Genomic DNA, 15338 nt, shown 5'->3' on the forward strand with positions numbered 1-15338 from the left:
GCCTTCGCGTTATCTCAAAAAAGCATGGCACGCCTGCGTTCCTCCATTGGCTGGCAGTTTCCTCCTGACTGACTAACCTCATACAAAGCAGTCACCCCTGTACAAGGATTTGGGGCAGTGAAGGGACGAGCAGTATTGGCAGTCATGAGCGCGATGCTCTGCAACACGACTCACGGTGCGCAGCTTCAGGTCGAAGTGCGCATCGACGTGCAGCGGGGTTGCCAACTGGTGGGCATTACCCGCGAGGCGGGCATCGAGCAACTTGGCATTTTGGATTTTGGCAGCGGCCCGCGTCTGGATGACCCGGCCGGGCCCTTGAGTGCGGCCTTGATCAGCCAACGCCAGCCCCGCCTGGAGTGCAACCCCGACACGCCCTATCAGATGCGCGTTGACGGCGGCCTGCATGGCGGCACCGGCGAAGTGCGTTACCTGAGCGCCGTTGCCCCTTCGAGCAAACCCATTCCCTATCGCATTTATGCCGATGCCGCGCGGCGCATCCCGTTGCCGGTGGACGTGCCGCTCAGCGGTCGGGTGCCGGATTCCGGCAGCGTCGATTTGCCCCTCTACGGTCGTATTGAACCGCTCAAGGATATTCCCGTCGTTGGGCGTTATTCCGACCTGCTCAAGGTCACGGTCACATGGTGAGTCGTGGCTTGGCCCTTGTGGCAATGGGCGGCTTGTTGCTGCTGGCGGATGACGCGCAGGCGGCGGTCACCGGGCAGATCCACGCGCGCCTGGTGATTACCGCCAGTTGCGAAGTGAGCAAAGGCGCCGACACCACCCCGGTGACCCCGGACAGTGGTTCGGCGGTGCTGGATTTCGGCAGCCATGGGCCGACCTGGGACAACCGCTTGACCAGCGGTGTCACCGATGGCGAGAAGGCGCCGCTGGCGGTGTCCTGCAATCCCTCGCTGGTCAGCAGCTTTACGGTGACCATCGACGGCGGCGTCAACGGTGATGGCACCACACGGCGCCTGAGCAACGGGCGTCAGACCATTCCCTATCGTTTGTCGGCTGATGCTTTGGGGCGTAGCGCCTACAGCATCGGCCAGCAACGCAATTTCGTCGTGACCAAGGGCACACAAGTACCGATTCCGGTATTCGGCTCGGTGGTGGCGAATACCAGGGCCCTACCGGCCGGCATTTATACAGACACCCTGACGGTGACTCTGGATTGGTAAACCATGAGGATGAAGATCATGCATGCACGTGTATACAAGGCAGTTTTTCCATTACTGGCACTGGCGTGGGTGTCGGGGGCACAGGCGGCCACGGTGGCCGGGACGATTGGCGCGACCCTGGTGCTGACCAGTAGCTGCCAGGTCAACGGCGCGGCCGCCACCGGGGGGATGAGCTTCGGCGCATTGACCTTCGGCGCTTCCAACAGCTTGTTTACCGAGTCTTCGGGCCAGGTCCTGGGCGGCGGCGGCGGTGCGTTGTCGATCCTGTGCTCGGCCGGCACCTCGCCGACACTGACCGTGGCCGGTGGCGCCAATGACGGCAAGTCCACCGGCGGCACCCGTGCGTTGTTCGACGGCGTTGCCAACTACGTGCCCTACGACCTCTATACCGATAGCGGCCATTCCAATCTGGTGGCCATCGGTGGGGTGATTCCCCTCGCCGCCAGTACGGGTGTGGCCCAGGCCGTGAATATCTACGGTAAAGCCACTGGCAAGGCGGGGCTGCCGGCGGGCACCTATACCGACACGATCAATGTGACCCTGACGTTTTAACGGCCATGAAATGGGCGGGATGGGTGGCGCTGTGCATCGGCTGGGGGATGCCGGTGTCGCTGTTGGCCGTGACCAGCCAATCGTTCCAGGTAAGTGCGACGATCACCCCGGGCTGCCTGGTGGCCAGCGGTGGCAGCAATTACGGCAGCCTGGCGTTCGGCAGCTATTCGGCGCTGGCGACCAGCACTGCGTCGGTGGCACTGGCCAACTCGGTCGTCTTGCAATGCACGCCAGGGGTGGCGTTGAGCATGACGGTCGATGGCGGTTTGTATAACAGCGGCGGTCGACGTATGCAGCTCAACAGCGGCACGGCGAAGGTGGCGTACCAGCTGTTTCGCGATGCGGCGCTGAGCCAGAGCCTTGGCATCAGCCAGAGCGTCAGCGTGGCCTACGCCAACGCGAACAACATCACCTTGCCGATTTACGGCCGGGTGCAGCTACCGGGCAATACGCCTGGGGGGACGTACAGCGACACGCTGCAGGTGCAGCTGACGTGGTAAGGCGAATGGCATAAGGAGTGGGATCTATGTATGCAGCTTCCCGGCAATGGTGGGTAGCGGGTTTGTTCGGTGTGTTGGGGGTAGCGGGGCAGGTGCAGGCGGCCAGTTCGGTGCTGATCTGGCCGATTGACCCGGTGCTGGAGGCCGATCAACAGGCCAGTGCGTTGTGGTTGGAAAATCGCGGTACAGAGACGGCCAACCTGCAGATCCGCGTATTTGCCTGGACGCAGAACGGGTTCGACGAGCAATACCAGAACCAGCGCGATGTGATCGGCAGCCCGCCGGTGGCGAAGATCGCGCCGGGGCAGAAGCAGTTGGTGCGCTTGACTCGCACCAAGGAAGTGCCGCCAGGCCAGGAGCTGGCGTATCGCATCATCATCGATGAGATCCCCTCTGCCGAGCCCGTCGTCACTGCGGCGGACGGCAAGACCGCAGCGGCCGTGCGCTTTCAGATGCGCTATTCGGTGCCGTTGTTCGCTTACGGCCCGGGCCTTTGGAGCAAGGTTGACGGCACCCGCGACCGTGACCCCAAGACCGCCGGCAAACCGGACCTGAGCTGGAAGAAGGTCACCGTCGCGGGCCGCAACTATGTGGAAATGCATAATCAGGGCGCCGTGCATGCGCGCCTGACCGATGCCAGCTTCAAGCAGGGTGGCCAGTCGCGCCCACTGGTGGAGGGCCTGATGGGTTACGTGTTGCCGGGGGCGACCATGCGCTGGCAGGTACCCGACGGCTTGCCGGCCGACCAGCCATTACAGCTGCGGATCAACGGCGGCACACAAGTGGAGAGCCTGGCGCCGGGTCGGTAGAACAGGCGCGACAGGGCAGGGAATAGCCCCGGGTGTTAACGGATGGAGATGTCCATTGATGGACACAAAGCCTTGGTGAGCCAGGTTTGGGCTCGTTGTCTATGGCGATCGGTGTGGGTAGTGGGCAGCGTGTCGGGCCTGGTGTTTGCACCGCTGGGCATGGCTGCGCCATTGCCGCCGCCGCCCAGCAGTATGGAGGCTGTCGCCGATGCACAGTTGTTCCTGGAACTGGTGGTCAACCAGCAGGATACCGGCCGTGTGGTTGCCGTCAGCCAGCGTGCGGGTGGGCTGTTTCTGCCGGCGAGCGTGTTGCAGGAAATCGGCATGAAACTGCCGGGCGACGTGCCGGTGGAGGTCGACCTGGATAAGGTGCCAGGCCTGCACAGCGACTATGACAGCCAGGCCCAGCGCCTGCTGCTCAACGTGCCGGCGAGCTGGTTGCCGGCGCAGTTTATCGGCAATCGCAACAACTACCCGCGCACCCAGGCGCTGACCAGCTTTGGCGCGTTGCTCAATTACGATGCCTACCTCAACGACACCGATGACAGCAGCACTTACCTGGGCATCTTCAACGAAGTGCGCCTGTTCGATACCTGGGGCACGCTGTCCAACACCGGCCAGTACCGCACGACCATCGGCCGCGAGACCCAAGGCAGCACGTTCAACAATGGCTACCGGCGCTACGACACCACCTGGCGTTTCTCCGACGATGAGCGCCTGTTGACCTACGAGGCGGGCGACGTGATCAGCGGCGCCTTGCCCTGGAGCAACTCGGTGCGCCTGGGCGGGGTGCAACTGTCCCGAGACTTCGGCGTGCGCCCGGACCTGGTGACCTACCCGTTGCCGCAGTTCGCCGGGGAAGCGGCGGTGCCGTCGTCGGTCGACCTGTTTATCAACGGCTACAAATCCAGCAGCGCCGACCTGCAGCCGGGGCCTTACACCTTGACCAACGTGCCGTTTATCAACGGTGCCGGCGAAGCCGTGGTGGTCACCACCGATGCCCTCGGGCGGCAGGTGTCCACCACGGTGCCGTTCTATGTCACCAGCTCGTTGCTGCAAAAAGGCCTGGCGGATTTTTCCCTGTCGGCCGGCAATTTGCGCCGCGACTACACCGTGCGCGACTTCGGCTACGGCCCCGGCGTGGCCAGCGGCACCTTCCGCTACGGGCTGTCGGATGCGTTGACCTTGGAAAGCCATGCCGAAGCGTCCAATGACCTGACCCTTGGCGGCGTGGGCGGCAACCTGCGCCTGGGCAACTTCGGCGTGCTCAACACCGCCATCAGCCAGAGCCAGTTCGACGGCGGTTCGGGCCAGCAACTGAGCCTGGGTTATCAGTACAGCAGCCAGCATTACAGCCTGTCCTACCAGCGGGTCGAACGCCGTGATCAATACGCCGACCTGACCCTGATCGACACCCCGTACGCCAGCCTCAGCAAGCGCAGCGAGCAGGTGACCCTGAGCCTGAACCTGAATGACTTTGGCAGCCTCGGCGTGGGCTATTTCGATGTGCAGGCGGCGGACGATTCGCGCACCCGCCTGCTGAACCTGACGTGGAGCAAATCCCTGTGGCGCAACATCAGCTTTTACCTGTCGGCAAACCGCGAAATCGGTGACAGCAACTGGGCGGTGCAAGGGCAATTGATTATCCCGTTCGACGTCTACGGCAGCCTCAGCCTGGGCAGCGAGCGCAGCAACAGCGGGCAGGTGCAACAACGCGTGAATTACAGCCGCGCCGTGCCTGCCGGTGGCGGGGTGGGTTTCAACCTGGGCTATGCCAGCGGCGATGCGCCGACCTACCGCCAGGCGGACCTGACCTGGCGCATGCAGTCGGTGCAGTTGCAGGCCGGCGTGTATGGCACGCGCGACGCCCAAACGCGCTGGGCCGATGCGGCCGGTTCGCTGGTGTGGATGGACAAGGAGTTTTTTGTCGCCAACCAGGTCAACGATGCCTTTGTGGTGGTGAGCACTGGCGGTTTTGCCGGGGTGCCCGTGCGCTACGAGAACCAGGTGGTCGGCGAGACCGATCGCAATGGGCACTTGTTGGTGCCGTGGAGCAGCGCTTACTACCGCGCCAAATATGAGATCGACCCGTTGAACTTCCCCACCAACGTGCAAGTGGCCAACGTTGAACAGCGGGTGGCGGTGCGCCGGGGCAGTGGTTACCTGCTGGAGTTTCCGGTGCGCCGGGTGGTGGCGGCCAGCATCACCCTGGTGGATGGCCAGCATCAGGACTTGCCCCTCGGCAGTCAGGTGCGCCATGAGCAAAGTGCCGGGTTGGCGGTGGTGGGCTGGGATGGTTTGGTCTATCTGGAGAACCTTGCGGCGCATAACACGTTGCAAGTCACCCTCAGTGGCGGGCAAAGCTGTCAGGCCACCTTCGACCTGGACATTACCCAGGCGCAGGTGCCCCTGATCGGGCCGCTGGTGTGTCAATGAATTAAGGAGCGTGCGTGTGCGGGGCAAGGAATGGCTGTGGGGTCTGTGGGCGGCGGTGAGCCTGGGTGTGTCGATGCAGGTGCACGGCGCGTGCAGCGCGGTTGCCACCTCGCCGGCCAGCTTTGGCCCGGTGAGTTCGATGTCGGTGCTCGCCACGGCGCAGCTCAGTTCCACCACCAACGCCGGCCTGAGTTGCACCCCGCTGTTGCTGTCGATACTCGGCAGTGGCGACCAATTCACCGCAAAGATCACGGGGTCGACCCAGGGCGGCATGCTGGGGCCGACCGGTGATGTGATCCCCTATACGATCTATGGCAACAACTCCACGACGTATCCCATTACGCGAGGCAGCACGTTCGACTTTGGCGGCAGCAGCGGTATCGCCCAGAGCTACGGGTTGGTGTTCGGCCCAGGCACCAAGACCTTGCCGCTGTATCTGCGCAGTGTCGCCGGCAGCAACGTGGCGGCCGGCCTGTACAGCGAAACCCTGAGCATCGTCTGGACCTGGAACTACTGCTCGACCATCAACCTGATCGGTATTTGCCTGGGTCGCGACAGTGGCACCGGCACGCAGGCGTTGACCGTCAGCATGCTGGTGACCAACGACTGCCTGATCACCACGCCGGCTATCGCCTTCGGCAGTGCCCCGGTGGTCAGTGGGTTTGCCACCGTCAACGGCCAGGCCAGCGTCAATTGCACCAAGGGCAGCGCCTACACCGTCGGCCTCAGCGATGGGCAGCAGCCGGTCAGCGTGGGCGGGCGCCGCCGGATGATTTCCGGCAGCAACTATTTGGCCTACGACATCTTTGTCAGCGCCGGTACTACCCGTTGGGGCAGCGTCGGCGCGGCGCGGCGGGCGAGCGCTTCGGCGGACATCAACCCCGGCAACGGCCTGGGCACCGGCAGCCAGGTCTTCAACTACAACGCCAAAATCTACACCGACCAGGCCACGCCGCCCGGGGGCACCTATCTGGATAACGTGGTGCTGGATGTCGGGTTCTAGAGCTTTTGCTGCGCGGGCGTCGGCTGATCCACCGGGCTGACCATCGCATAGTTGTAGCCGCCGCCGGACCAGTACTCGGCCAGCAAGCCATCGGCACTGCGGCTGCCACGGGGCAGGAAGCCGTTATCCGGGCCCGGTGGGCGAATGTAGAAACTGACCCGCCGCCCTTGTTGATCCTCATACAACACCATCGCCGCCGCGCCCTGGTCGGTGGTCAACAAGCGCCCGCTGACCGGCGCGTAGCCCGCTGAACTCAAGTCCGGCAGGCGGCTGGCCTGGTGGAAATAGCGATCCAGCCAGGCTTGCATGCTGCCGCCGTCTTGCACGTGATAGTCGGCGGGCAGAACACCGTCCTGGGCAAACAGGCGGTAGGCCTGCATGGCGTCGGCCATCGGCACCAGGGCCGGTTGCGTGGCTTCGCGCGCCTGCCAGCCGCCGATGCCGCCGAGGCTGACGGCGATCAACAGCACCGCCGCCGAGGCGAAGTGGCGGCGCGATTGGTGCTTGAGGCGCTGGCGAATCTGCGCCGGGTCCAACTCTGGGTTGGCCGGCTGTTGCAGGGCGCCGCCGAGTGCGGCGCGCAGCAACTGCGCATCCTGCTGCCAGGCATGGACCTGGGCGGCAACATCGGGATGGGCGGCCAGATAGGTGTCGAGCACACGGCGATCGCTGTCCAGAAGCTGGTGATCGACGTAGGCATGCAAATCGCGTTCGCTGGGGGGCAGGCTGATCATTTGAGTATCCGCAGGGAAGGGCTGGCAATTTCGCCATCACTGAGTTGACGCAAGGCTTGGCGTGCGCGGGACAGGCGCGACATCACGGTGCCGATGGGCACCTCAAGGATGTCGGCGACTTCCTTGTAGCTCAAGCCTTCGACCGACACCCACAGCAGCAGGGCGCGCTGTTCGGGGTTGAGGCGATCGAAGGCTTGCAGGGTCGATTGGGCGATGACCGTGCGTTCTACCGACGGCTGCGCGTCGTCGCGGCCGCTGAAAAAATCGAGCATGCGCGCGTAGCGCCGGCTGCGGCGGTGGGCGTCGAGGAACTGGCGGTAGAGGATCGAAAACAGCCAGGCGCGCAAATCGCCTTCGCTGCGCTTGTCGGCCCAGCGGGTGATGGCCCGTTCCAGGGTCGATTGCACCAGGTCGTCGGCGCTGCTGGCGTTACGGGTCAGGGACACGGCAAAGCGCCGCAGCCTGGGGATGAGTTCACGTAACGCTTCGTCGAGTTCATGCATGGGGGTTGGAGTCTAGCCGGTTGTGCTGAGGTAGACGCTGGCCCGTGTAGGTTTATTCCGTTCACATCTGAAAGAAATCCATTGTCGGCTTCATAGGATGCATCTGCATAAATTGTGAGGCTGTAATCGCCGGTGATGCACTCAATCCACCGTCGTACCTGCCAGAAAGTGTCGGCAGTAAAACGATGAGGGTGTATCGATGATGTTGTCGCCAACAGATGAAACGCATTTTTCCCGCAGCGCACTCGCGCACTTGCCCGGTGTACAGCAGGCAATATTTGAACAGTGGGCGCAGGGGCCGCAAGCCCAGCCCGGTTATGGGTGTGTGCATCACGCCATTGATGCGCAGGTGGCGCTAACACCGCAGGCCACGGCCGCAGAGTGCCAGGGCCAGCGCATCAGCTATGAGCAACTTGACCGTCAGGCCAACCGCTTGGCCGCACGCTTGATCGAGCGCGGCGTGGCACGTGGTGACACGGTGGCGTTGTTTGTCGAACGGTCGATCCCCATGCTGGTGGGGATGCTCGCGGTGTTGAAGGTTGGTGCGGCCTACGTACCTCAAGACGCCAGGATCGTGCCACCGATGCAGCTGGCAATGGTCCTTGAAGTGCTCTCCAGCCCGGTGATACTGACCTTGTCGAAGCTGCAAGGGGTTGTGGCCGAGTCAGACGCTCATCGTTGCCTGTGCCTGGATGAGTTCCTCGCCGAAGAGCCTTGGGTCGCCGAGGATAATCGCCGTCTGTTTGCCGTCACCTATCCAGATGACCTGTGTTTTGTGCTCTTCACGTCGGGCACCACCGGGCGTCCCAACGGCGTGCGTGTGACCCATCGTAATGTGTGCAACATCCTGTTGACGGAGCCTGGACGGATGGGCATGGCGCCGGGCCGCACCGTAGGGCAGATCCTCAATATCGGTTTTGACATGGCCGCCTGGGAAATACTCGGCTGCCTGGTCCATGGCGCGACCCTGCTGATTCGCGGCGAGGACATCGCGCAAACTGCGGCACAGTGCGATGTGTTGATCGCAACGCCCTCGATATTGGCCACGCTTGATCCTCAACACTGCCCCAGCCTCAAGGTGGTGGCCGTGGCCGGTGAACCTTGCCCCCAGGGCTTGGGCGACTGCTGGGCCGCACACTGTGACTTCTATAACGGGTGCGGACCGACCGAAACCACCATCGTCAACACCTTGCACCGGCATGCGCCCGGTACACCGCTGACCATTGGCACGCCGACGCCCAACAACACCGTCTACGTTCTCGATGAACAGGGGCGCGCCTGTGAGTTGGGGGAGGTCGGCGAAATGTGGGCCGGCGGGACAGGGGTGACCGCAGGTTACCTGAACAACCCCGAGCTGACTGCGCAGCGTTACCGGCCGGACCCGTTTCTGGGGGGCGGCGCAATGATGTTCCGCACGCGAGATCTGGGGCGCTGGACGCCAGACGGGCAGCTTGAGCATCTGGGGCGTGTGGATGATCAGGTCAAGGTACGTGGTTTTCGCGTGGAACTGGATGCGGTGTCTGCTGCGCTGGAGGTCGGCGCTGGATGCTTGCGCGCAGTTACGCTGAAGCTCGACAGCCGCACCCTCGTGGCATTTGTATCGCCGGCCAGCGCCGATGTTGATTCCTGCCGGCAGCAGGCTGAGCTGCGTCTTGCCTACTACTGTGTGCCCGCGAAGATTTACGCGCTGGCGCATTTGCCCCTGACTGCCAGGGGCAAGATCGATAAGGCTTTACTGTTGCAGTGGGCTCAGCAGAGGCAGGCAGTGAAGGAGGTCGTCGATGTGTGAGGCCATGATGCACACCGTGGTACAGCGTAAGCCGGGGTTGTGGCGGCGCTTGTCGGCGGCGCCATTGCTGTCTTATTACAACCGCCTGTTCGCCCTGGTGATCACCTGCAATGCCGGGGTGATTTGGCTGGGCCCAGGCGTGCTGTCCATGGGCGTGGAAACACTGTCGACACTGGTGCTGATCAATCTGTCGCTGGCAACGCTGGTTCGCCAGCAATACCTGATCAATGCGTTGTTCTGGCTGGCGACACGTGTGCCGGTGACATGGCCGCTGGGCATTCGGCGGCGTGTGGCGAAGGTCTACCATTTTGGCGGGCTTCACAGCGGTGCGGCAGTGGCGGCCACGGCATGGTTTATCGCACTGGTTGGCGCGCAGACAGCCATGCATCTGCACGAGCCTGGAAGTGTCTCGGCGCCGGTGTTCTGGCTCAACGCGGTGCTGATGGGCGTGCTGTTGTTGATGGTGGGCATGGCGATGCCGCAGGTGCGTGGCCGTTTTCACAATGGCTTTGAGCGTGTTCACCGGTTTGCCGGCTGGGGCGTGTTGCTGCTGTTTTGGGGGCAGACACTGCTGGCCTCGGCTGATCCGCTGCGCAGCGGGTCATTCTGGATGCTGGTGTTGTTGACGTTGAGCATTGCCCTGCCATGGCTGCGCCTGCGCAAGGTGGCAATCGATACGGTGCGGCCTTCCGGGCACGCGGCGATCGTGCGCTTTGCCCACACCACACCCTTTGCGGGGTCATCCACGGCCATCAGTTTGAACCCTCTGTTGGAATGGCATTCATTTGCCAATATCCCCACGCCGGGCCAAGCCGGCTTTCGCTTGATTATTTCCCGCGCCGGGGATTGGACGGGGCAGTTCATTGAGCAATTGCCGTCCCACGTATGGGTCAAGGGCATTACCACTGCAGGCGTGGCGAATGTGGAGACGCTGTTCAAATCGGTCTTGTACGTCGCCACAGGTAGCGGCATCGGTCCGGTGATGCCGCATCTGCTGGCGGGTAACGTGCCTGTTCACTTGATCTGGTCAACCCGCAGCCCGAGGGGCACCTACGGGGATGCGTTGGTCGACGAGATCCTGCAAGCCCAGCCCCAGGCGTTGATCTGGGACACCGATGAGCGCGGCAAACCCGACCTTGTGCAACTGGCCTGTGCGGCCGTCGAGGCGCTTGGCGTGGAGGCGGTGATTTGTATTTCCAACCAGGGTTTGACGCGGCGCGTGGTGCAGGCACTGGAGGTCAGGGGGATACCCGCGTATGGCGCGATCTGGGACTCCTGAAACGCTGTGGTCGAATCCTATTAATCTGTGGAGGTTTCTATGAATGTGCTAATCGAGCGTCACGGTCGAGTGGTCCTGGTCAGGCTCAATCGTCCGCAAGTCAAGAATGCGCTGAGTTCGGCGCTGATGTTGGAGTTGGTCGCATGCCTGGAGGTCCTGGACCGGGACCCGCAGGTCGGGTGTTTTGTCATTACCGGCAGTGCGCAGTACTTTGCCGCCGGGGCTGACATCAAGGAGATGAGTGGCAAGTCTTACCTGGACATGCTCAACGAGGACTACTTCGTCGGATGGGAGGCCTTTACCCGTCTGCGCACGCCGACCGTTGCCGCCGTCAGCGGATATGCCTTTGGTGGCGGCTGTGAGTTGGCGCTGATGTGCGACATGATTTTTGCCGCTGACACCGCCACGTTTGCCCAGCCGGAAATCAAGTTGGGTGTGATCCCGGGCATGGGCGCGACCCAGCGGTTGACGGGGTTGATTGGCAAGGCCAAGACCATGGATATGGTTCTGACGGGGCGCCCGATGACGGCCCGGGAAGCGGAGCAGGCGGGGTTGGTGTCGCGGGTCTATCCAGAGGCGGTTTTGCTGGAGCAGTCGTTGGCAGTGGCGGGTTTGATTGCCGGCTTTTCGCGCACGGCCACCCGGGCGGCACGGGAAGCGGTGACGCAATCCCTGGAGGTGGGTTTGCACGAGGGCGTGCGTGTGGAGCGCCGACTGTTTCATGGTTTGTTCGCTACACCGGACCAGCAGGAGGGCATGCAGGCGTTTCTGAACAAGCGGCAGGCGTCCTTTAACCAGCCATAGCCATCTGCCTTCCCTGAAAAAACTACAGCGTCTTGGGAATAAGCCTACGTGGGGGTCGTCTCATAGTACTTTTCCCCATGCGGCCCTGTGCCCTGGAGTTTTTCATGGTAGATCACGCACGTCCGCCGCTCAGCAAGGCCAGCCTGGTTCTCAGGCTGGCCGGTATCGGTGCCGTGGTTACGCTGGTGGCCGGGGCATTTGCCTACGTCAACGGCACTCTCGACCCACAGCGCTTGCGGCCAAAAACCTTGGTCAATGCCTTGGAAGCCAATAACGGCGTACATCCCGGTTTCCGGCGTAACCATGCCAAGGGCGTGTGTGTCGCCGGGTATTTCGAGAGCAGCACTGAAGCCCGGGCGTACTCCAGCGCCGAGGTGTTCAGCGCGGCCAGGACCCCGGTGGTCGGCCGTTTTGCCTTGCCCAGTGGTAATCCCTATGCGCCGGACAGCAGCGTGCCGATCCGCAGTTTTGCCGTGCAGTTCAGCCAGGCCAACGGCCAGCAATGGCGCACCGGGATGAACAGCATGCCGGTGTTCCCGGTGGGTACGCCTGAGGCGTTCTACGCGCTGCTCAAGGCGGGTGCGCCGGACCCGGCTACTGGCAAGCCGAATCCTTCGAGCATGCCGGCGTTTTTTGCCGCGCACCCGGAGACGGCGGCGTTTCTGGCGTGGGTCAAGACCGCCAAGCCGTCGGCCAGTTACGCCACCGAAACCTATAACGGGATCAACGCGTTCTACCTGGTGGGCGCCGATGGCAAGCGCCAGGCTGTGCGTTGGGGGGTGGTGCCGCAGCGTCAGGATGCCGTGGGTGACACGGCGCCGGCCGGTGCCGATTTTCTCGAAAAAGACCTGGTGCAGCGCCTGGCTGCTGGGCCGTTGCGTTGGCAGTTGAACATGACCCTGGCCAACCCCGGCGACCCGTTGGACGACGCGAGCAAGATCTGGTCGGGCGAGCATAAGGTGCTGAATGCCGGGACGTTGGTGTTGCAAAGCAGCCAGCCGCAAGCGGATGGCGATTGCCGTGACATCAACTTTGATCCACTGATTCTGCCCAGCGGCATCGAAGCCTCCAATGACCCGCTGTTGGCGGCACGTTCAGCGGCGTATGCCAGTTCCTACCTTCGCCGTGCCGGTGAAGTCAGTGCGCTGCACAGCGCCCCTCAGGAGTCGAAGCCATGAATGCCCAACCGCGTTTTTTTGCACCCTTGGCGCGTCTGCTGCACTGGCTGATGGCGTTGATGATCATCGCCATGCTGTTTATCGGGGCTGGGTTGGCGGCATCGGTGTCGGAGCGCCATGCGTGGTTGATCCATCTGCATAAGCCGTTGGGGATTGCGATCCTGGCGTTGGTGATTGTGCGCTTGCTGGTGCGCTTTGCTACGCGCCAGCCGCCGTTGCCCGCCGACCTGCCGTTGTGGCAAGTGCTGGCGGCCAAGGCCTCCCACCTGGTGCTGTACGCGTTGATGCTGGTGTTGCCGCTGCTGGGCTGGGCGATGATTTCAGCCGCGGGCGATCCGGTGATGCTCACCAGTTCAGTGCAGTTGCCCGCACTGGTGGGGGCGAATGCGCCGTTGTTCGCGGTGCTGCGCAAGGCCCACGGGTTTCTCGCCTACCTGTTGTTCCTGACGGTGCTGTTGCACCTGGCGGCGGCGTTGTTCCATGGGTTGATTCGCCGTGATGGCGTGCTGCAAAGCATGACGGGTAGCAAGGACTGATCCGGGTTGAGCGAATTTGCTCGCTCAACCCGAACAGGGTCAGCGCAACACGCCGACGATATCGGCGACGGTACTCAACACGTCCTTGCCCAATTGCATCGAGCGTTTGCCCGACCAGCCGGTGTGGGGGTTGGGCGCGTCGTCGTTGTCCTTGAAGGGCATTTCCAGGGTCAGCGACAGGCAGTCGTACTGTTCACCAACGGCATTGCAGGCCAGGGTCATGTTGGCCTCACCCGGCAGGTCGCGGGTGTAGCCGTGGGTGGTCTGGAAGTCGCGGGTGAGGGCGCTCAGGTGGCTGCGGAAGCGCTTTTCCAGTGATTCGATACGTGGGGTGTAGCCTGGGTTGCCTTCGCAGCCGGCGGTGAAGACGTAGGGGATTTCTTCGTCGCCATGGATGTCGAGGAACAGGTCGACGCCGTATTTCTCCATCTGTTGCTGGACGAACAGCACTTCCGGGCTGATCTCCTGGCTGGCGCTCTGCCAGGCACGGTTGAGGTCCTGGCCCATGGCGTTGGTGCGCAGGTGACCATGGAAGGCGCCATCCGGGTTCATGTTGGGTATCAGGTACAGGTCGGCGACTTTCAGCAGTTTTTTCAGTTCGCTGTCACCGTCCTGTTGCAGGCGTTCGATGATGCCTTCCATAAACCATTCGGCCATGTGCTCGCCGGGATGCTGCTGGGCAATGATCCAGATGTTGCGTCGGCCTTCGCCGCCTTTGCCACGGCGCAGCAACTGAATGTCACGGCCCTCGACGCTTTTACCGGTGGCCAGCAATTGGGTGCCGGCGCGGCTCAAGGCCTGGCCGATCAGCCAGTCGTGGCGTTCGCGGCTGTAGGGTTCGAAATAGGCAATCCACGCATGCTTTTCGCGGGTTTCGAGGCTGATGTGCAGGAGTTCGCCGTCAAAACGCGAGGGCACGCGGAACCAGTTGATATGGTCATAGGAGGCGACGGCGTTGTAACCGCTCCAGGCGTGTTTATAGGAGGACTGGCTCGCGTTGCTCAGGCGGAAGGTGTGGGTGTGGCCCACATGCATGCCTTCGGCCTTGAAATGAAACCACTGGAAATGTGCGCTGCGGGTGTCGGGTTTGATGGCGAGCAACAACTGATAGGCATCGCTGGCGTCAAGCACCTGGATATTGCCACTGTCGAAGTCGGTGCTGATCCTGATGGAGGTCAAGGCCACGGTCATAGTCTGGTTGCCTGAATATGAGTGTTGTGGCGGATATCTTACACAGGAGCCAGGCAAAATCTTGATGCAAAATTGTTGCAGGGAGGAGGGGGCGTCGTCCTTGACGCGCCAGCAGCTTAGAATCTATGAGATTGATTCTCAAGCGCTAATTCGCAAAGATCCGACGTAGAGCGTTCGTTCGGCTTTCTTTTGGCGATGGTCTTTTGCTACCATGCGCGCCATCAAGCAACACACAGTCTTCATTAGCCTGAAGCCATGCCAGGGAAACTGGCAAAAAAAAGACCCGGCCAAAGAGCCGGGTCAAAAACCGTGATTAGCCTGATGAGGAGATATTCCAAGAGTCCGACCTAAGGTCCCTTGGTCTATCGACTGATCTCGCGATCAGCTGGGTCCAATAATAATCATTATCATTTGCAAGTCAAATGTTTTTATCGTCGGGATAGAAATATTTTTCCTTTGCGCCTGTTAAACGCTTGCCTGAGCCTGTGGCGCACGCAACGATCGCTCCACCATCGCTTTCGCCATATCAATCAAATACACCACTGAAAACGCCAGGTCGCGGTTGTTGCCTTGGTGGCTGCTCGCCGATTCATAGGCAGTGGCTGCGGCGCTGCGCAGCAGGTCCGAGGCGTGGATCAGTGCTTCTTCCTGGCTGATGCCGGGTTTGATGCTGAAGAAGCTGTCGTCCGTGCCGGATATCGACACCTCTTCTTTCAAGTAATAGTCCAGCGCGCGCTGGGCGGCGCCACTGCTGCGTATGTCGAGGATATCTGCGGTTTCGGGGTCGTCGGGCAGGGGATGGGGGCTTGTCGTCATAAGGGGCGGTACTCCGGTTGGGTGTCG

Annotated in this window: 16 protein-coding genes; 12 read left to right on the plus strand and 4 right to left on the minus strand. The window is 62.3% G+C overall.

Annotated elements, in window-relative coordinates:
- Nucleotides 1-144 precede the first annotated feature (144 nt).
- From ACZRMO_RS18775 to ACZRMO_RS18805, 7 genes are read left to right on the plus strand one after another with little or no spacing between them, the layout of a single operon-like run.
- Entirely contained in the window at nt 145-645 is a 501-nt protein-coding gene (locus ACZRMO_RS18775; protein ID WP_463973851.1) for a Csu type fimbrial protein, read from the plus strand.
- The gene (locus tag ACZRMO_RS18780; protein ID WP_463973809.1) at nt 639-1181 is read left to right on the plus strand and encodes a Csu type fimbrial protein; all 543 of its coding nucleotides are present in this window, start codon (nt 639-641) and stop codon (nt 1179-1181) included. The genes ACZRMO_RS18775 and ACZRMO_RS18780 overlap by 7 nt, the downstream gene beginning before the upstream one ends.
- Before the next feature lie 18 nt (nt 1182-1199).
- A complete protein-coding gene (locus tag ACZRMO_RS18785) occupies nt 1200-1733 on the plus strand; it encodes a Csu type fimbrial protein (RefSeq protein ID WP_463973810.1) in 534 nt (177 codons plus the stop codon).
- Nucleotides 1734-1738: 5 nt separating this feature from the next.
- Nucleotides 1739-2233 (plus strand): Csu type fimbrial protein, encoded by a 495-nt coding sequence (locus ACZRMO_RS18790; RefSeq protein WP_463973811.1) that lies wholly within the window; start codon nt 1739-1741, stop codon nt 2231-2233.
- Nucleotides 2234-2259: 26 nt separating this feature from the next.
- Complete coding sequence (locus ACZRMO_RS18795) at nt 2260-3042, plus strand: fimbrial biogenesis chaperone (RefSeq protein ID WP_463973812.1); 783 nt, start codon at nt 2260-2262, stop codon at nt 3040-3042.
- Nucleotides 3043-3084: 42 nt separating this feature from the next.
- Entirely contained in the window at nt 3085-5478 is a 2394-nt protein-coding gene (locus ACZRMO_RS18800) for a fimbria/pilus outer membrane usher protein (RefSeq protein ID WP_463973813.1), read from the plus strand.
- A gap of 16 nt (nt 5479-5494) precedes the next feature.
- Entirely contained in the window at nt 5495-6481 is a 987-nt protein-coding gene (locus tag ACZRMO_RS18805; RefSeq protein ID WP_463973814.1) for a Csu type fimbrial protein, read from the plus strand.
- On the opposite strand, the gene ACZRMO_RS18810 is transcribed toward ACZRMO_RS18805, so the two are convergent.
- Together ACZRMO_RS18810 and ACZRMO_RS18815 are read right to left on the minus strand one after the other, a co-directional pair.
- Entirely contained in the window at nt 6478-7215 is a 738-nt protein-coding gene (locus tag ACZRMO_RS18810) for an anti-sigma factor family protein (RefSeq protein ID WP_463973815.1), read from the minus strand. The two genes, ACZRMO_RS18805 and ACZRMO_RS18810, sit on opposite strands and share 4 nt — an antisense overlap.
- The gene (locus tag ACZRMO_RS18815) at nt 7212-7718 is read right to left on the minus strand and encodes a sigma-70 family RNA polymerase sigma factor (RefSeq protein WP_463973816.1); all 507 of its coding nucleotides are present in this window, start codon (nt 7716-7718) and stop codon (nt 7212-7214) included. The genes ACZRMO_RS18810 and ACZRMO_RS18815 overlap by 4 nt, the downstream gene beginning before the upstream one ends.
- A gap of 199 nt (nt 7719-7917) precedes the next feature.
- Between ACZRMO_RS18815 and ACZRMO_RS18820 the strand changes: the two genes are divergently transcribed.
- The 5 genes from ACZRMO_RS18820 to ACZRMO_RS18840 all read left to right on the plus strand — a co-directional run bounded on the left by ACZRMO_RS18820 (nt 7918) and on the right by ACZRMO_RS18840 (nt 13304).
- A complete protein-coding gene (locus ACZRMO_RS18820; RefSeq protein WP_463973817.1) occupies nt 7918-9507 on the plus strand; it encodes an amino acid adenylation domain-containing protein in 1590 nt (529 codons plus the stop codon).
- Nucleotides 9500-10786, plus strand: coding sequence for a hypothetical protein (locus ACZRMO_RS18825; protein WP_463973818.1), 1287 nt, complete (start codon nt 9500-9502; stop codon nt 10784-10786). Before ACZRMO_RS18820 ends, ACZRMO_RS18825 begins: the two co-directional genes overlap by 8 nt.
- Nucleotides 10787-10825: 39 nt before the next feature.
- Nucleotides 10826-11590, plus strand: coding sequence for an enoyl-CoA hydratase-related protein (locus tag ACZRMO_RS18830; protein ID WP_463973819.1), 765 nt, complete (start codon nt 10826-10828; stop codon nt 11588-11590).
- A gap of 104 nt (nt 11591-11694) precedes the next feature.
- Nucleotides 11695-12768, plus strand: a complete 1074-nt coding sequence (locus tag ACZRMO_RS18835; RefSeq protein WP_463973820.1) for a catalase family peroxidase — start codon at nt 11695-11697, stop codon at nt 12766-12768.
- Entirely contained in the window at nt 12765-13304 is a 540-nt protein-coding gene (locus ACZRMO_RS18840; protein ID WP_463973821.1) for a cytochrome b, read from the plus strand. The genes ACZRMO_RS18835 and ACZRMO_RS18840 overlap by 4 nt, the downstream gene beginning before the upstream one ends.
- Before the next feature lie 39 nt (nt 13305-13343).
- Here ACZRMO_RS18840 and ACZRMO_RS18845 read toward each other — a convergent pair whose 3' ends face one another.
- Together ACZRMO_RS18845 and ACZRMO_RS18850 are read right to left on the minus strand one after the other, a co-directional pair.
- The gene (locus tag ACZRMO_RS18845) at nt 13344-14495 is read right to left on the minus strand and encodes a M14 family metallopeptidase (protein ID WP_463973822.1); all 1152 of its coding nucleotides are present in this window, start codon (nt 14493-14495) and stop codon (nt 13344-13346) included.
- A 465-nt stretch (nt 14496-14960) separates the two neighbouring features.
- Nucleotides 14961-15311, minus strand: coding sequence for a DUF6124 family protein (locus ACZRMO_RS18850; protein ID WP_463973823.1), 351 nt, complete (start codon nt 15309-15311; stop codon nt 14961-14963).
- Between the last annotated feature and the right edge of the window lie 27 nt (nt 15312-15338).

This window comes from Pseudomonas sp. B611 (genome assembly GCF_055407965.1).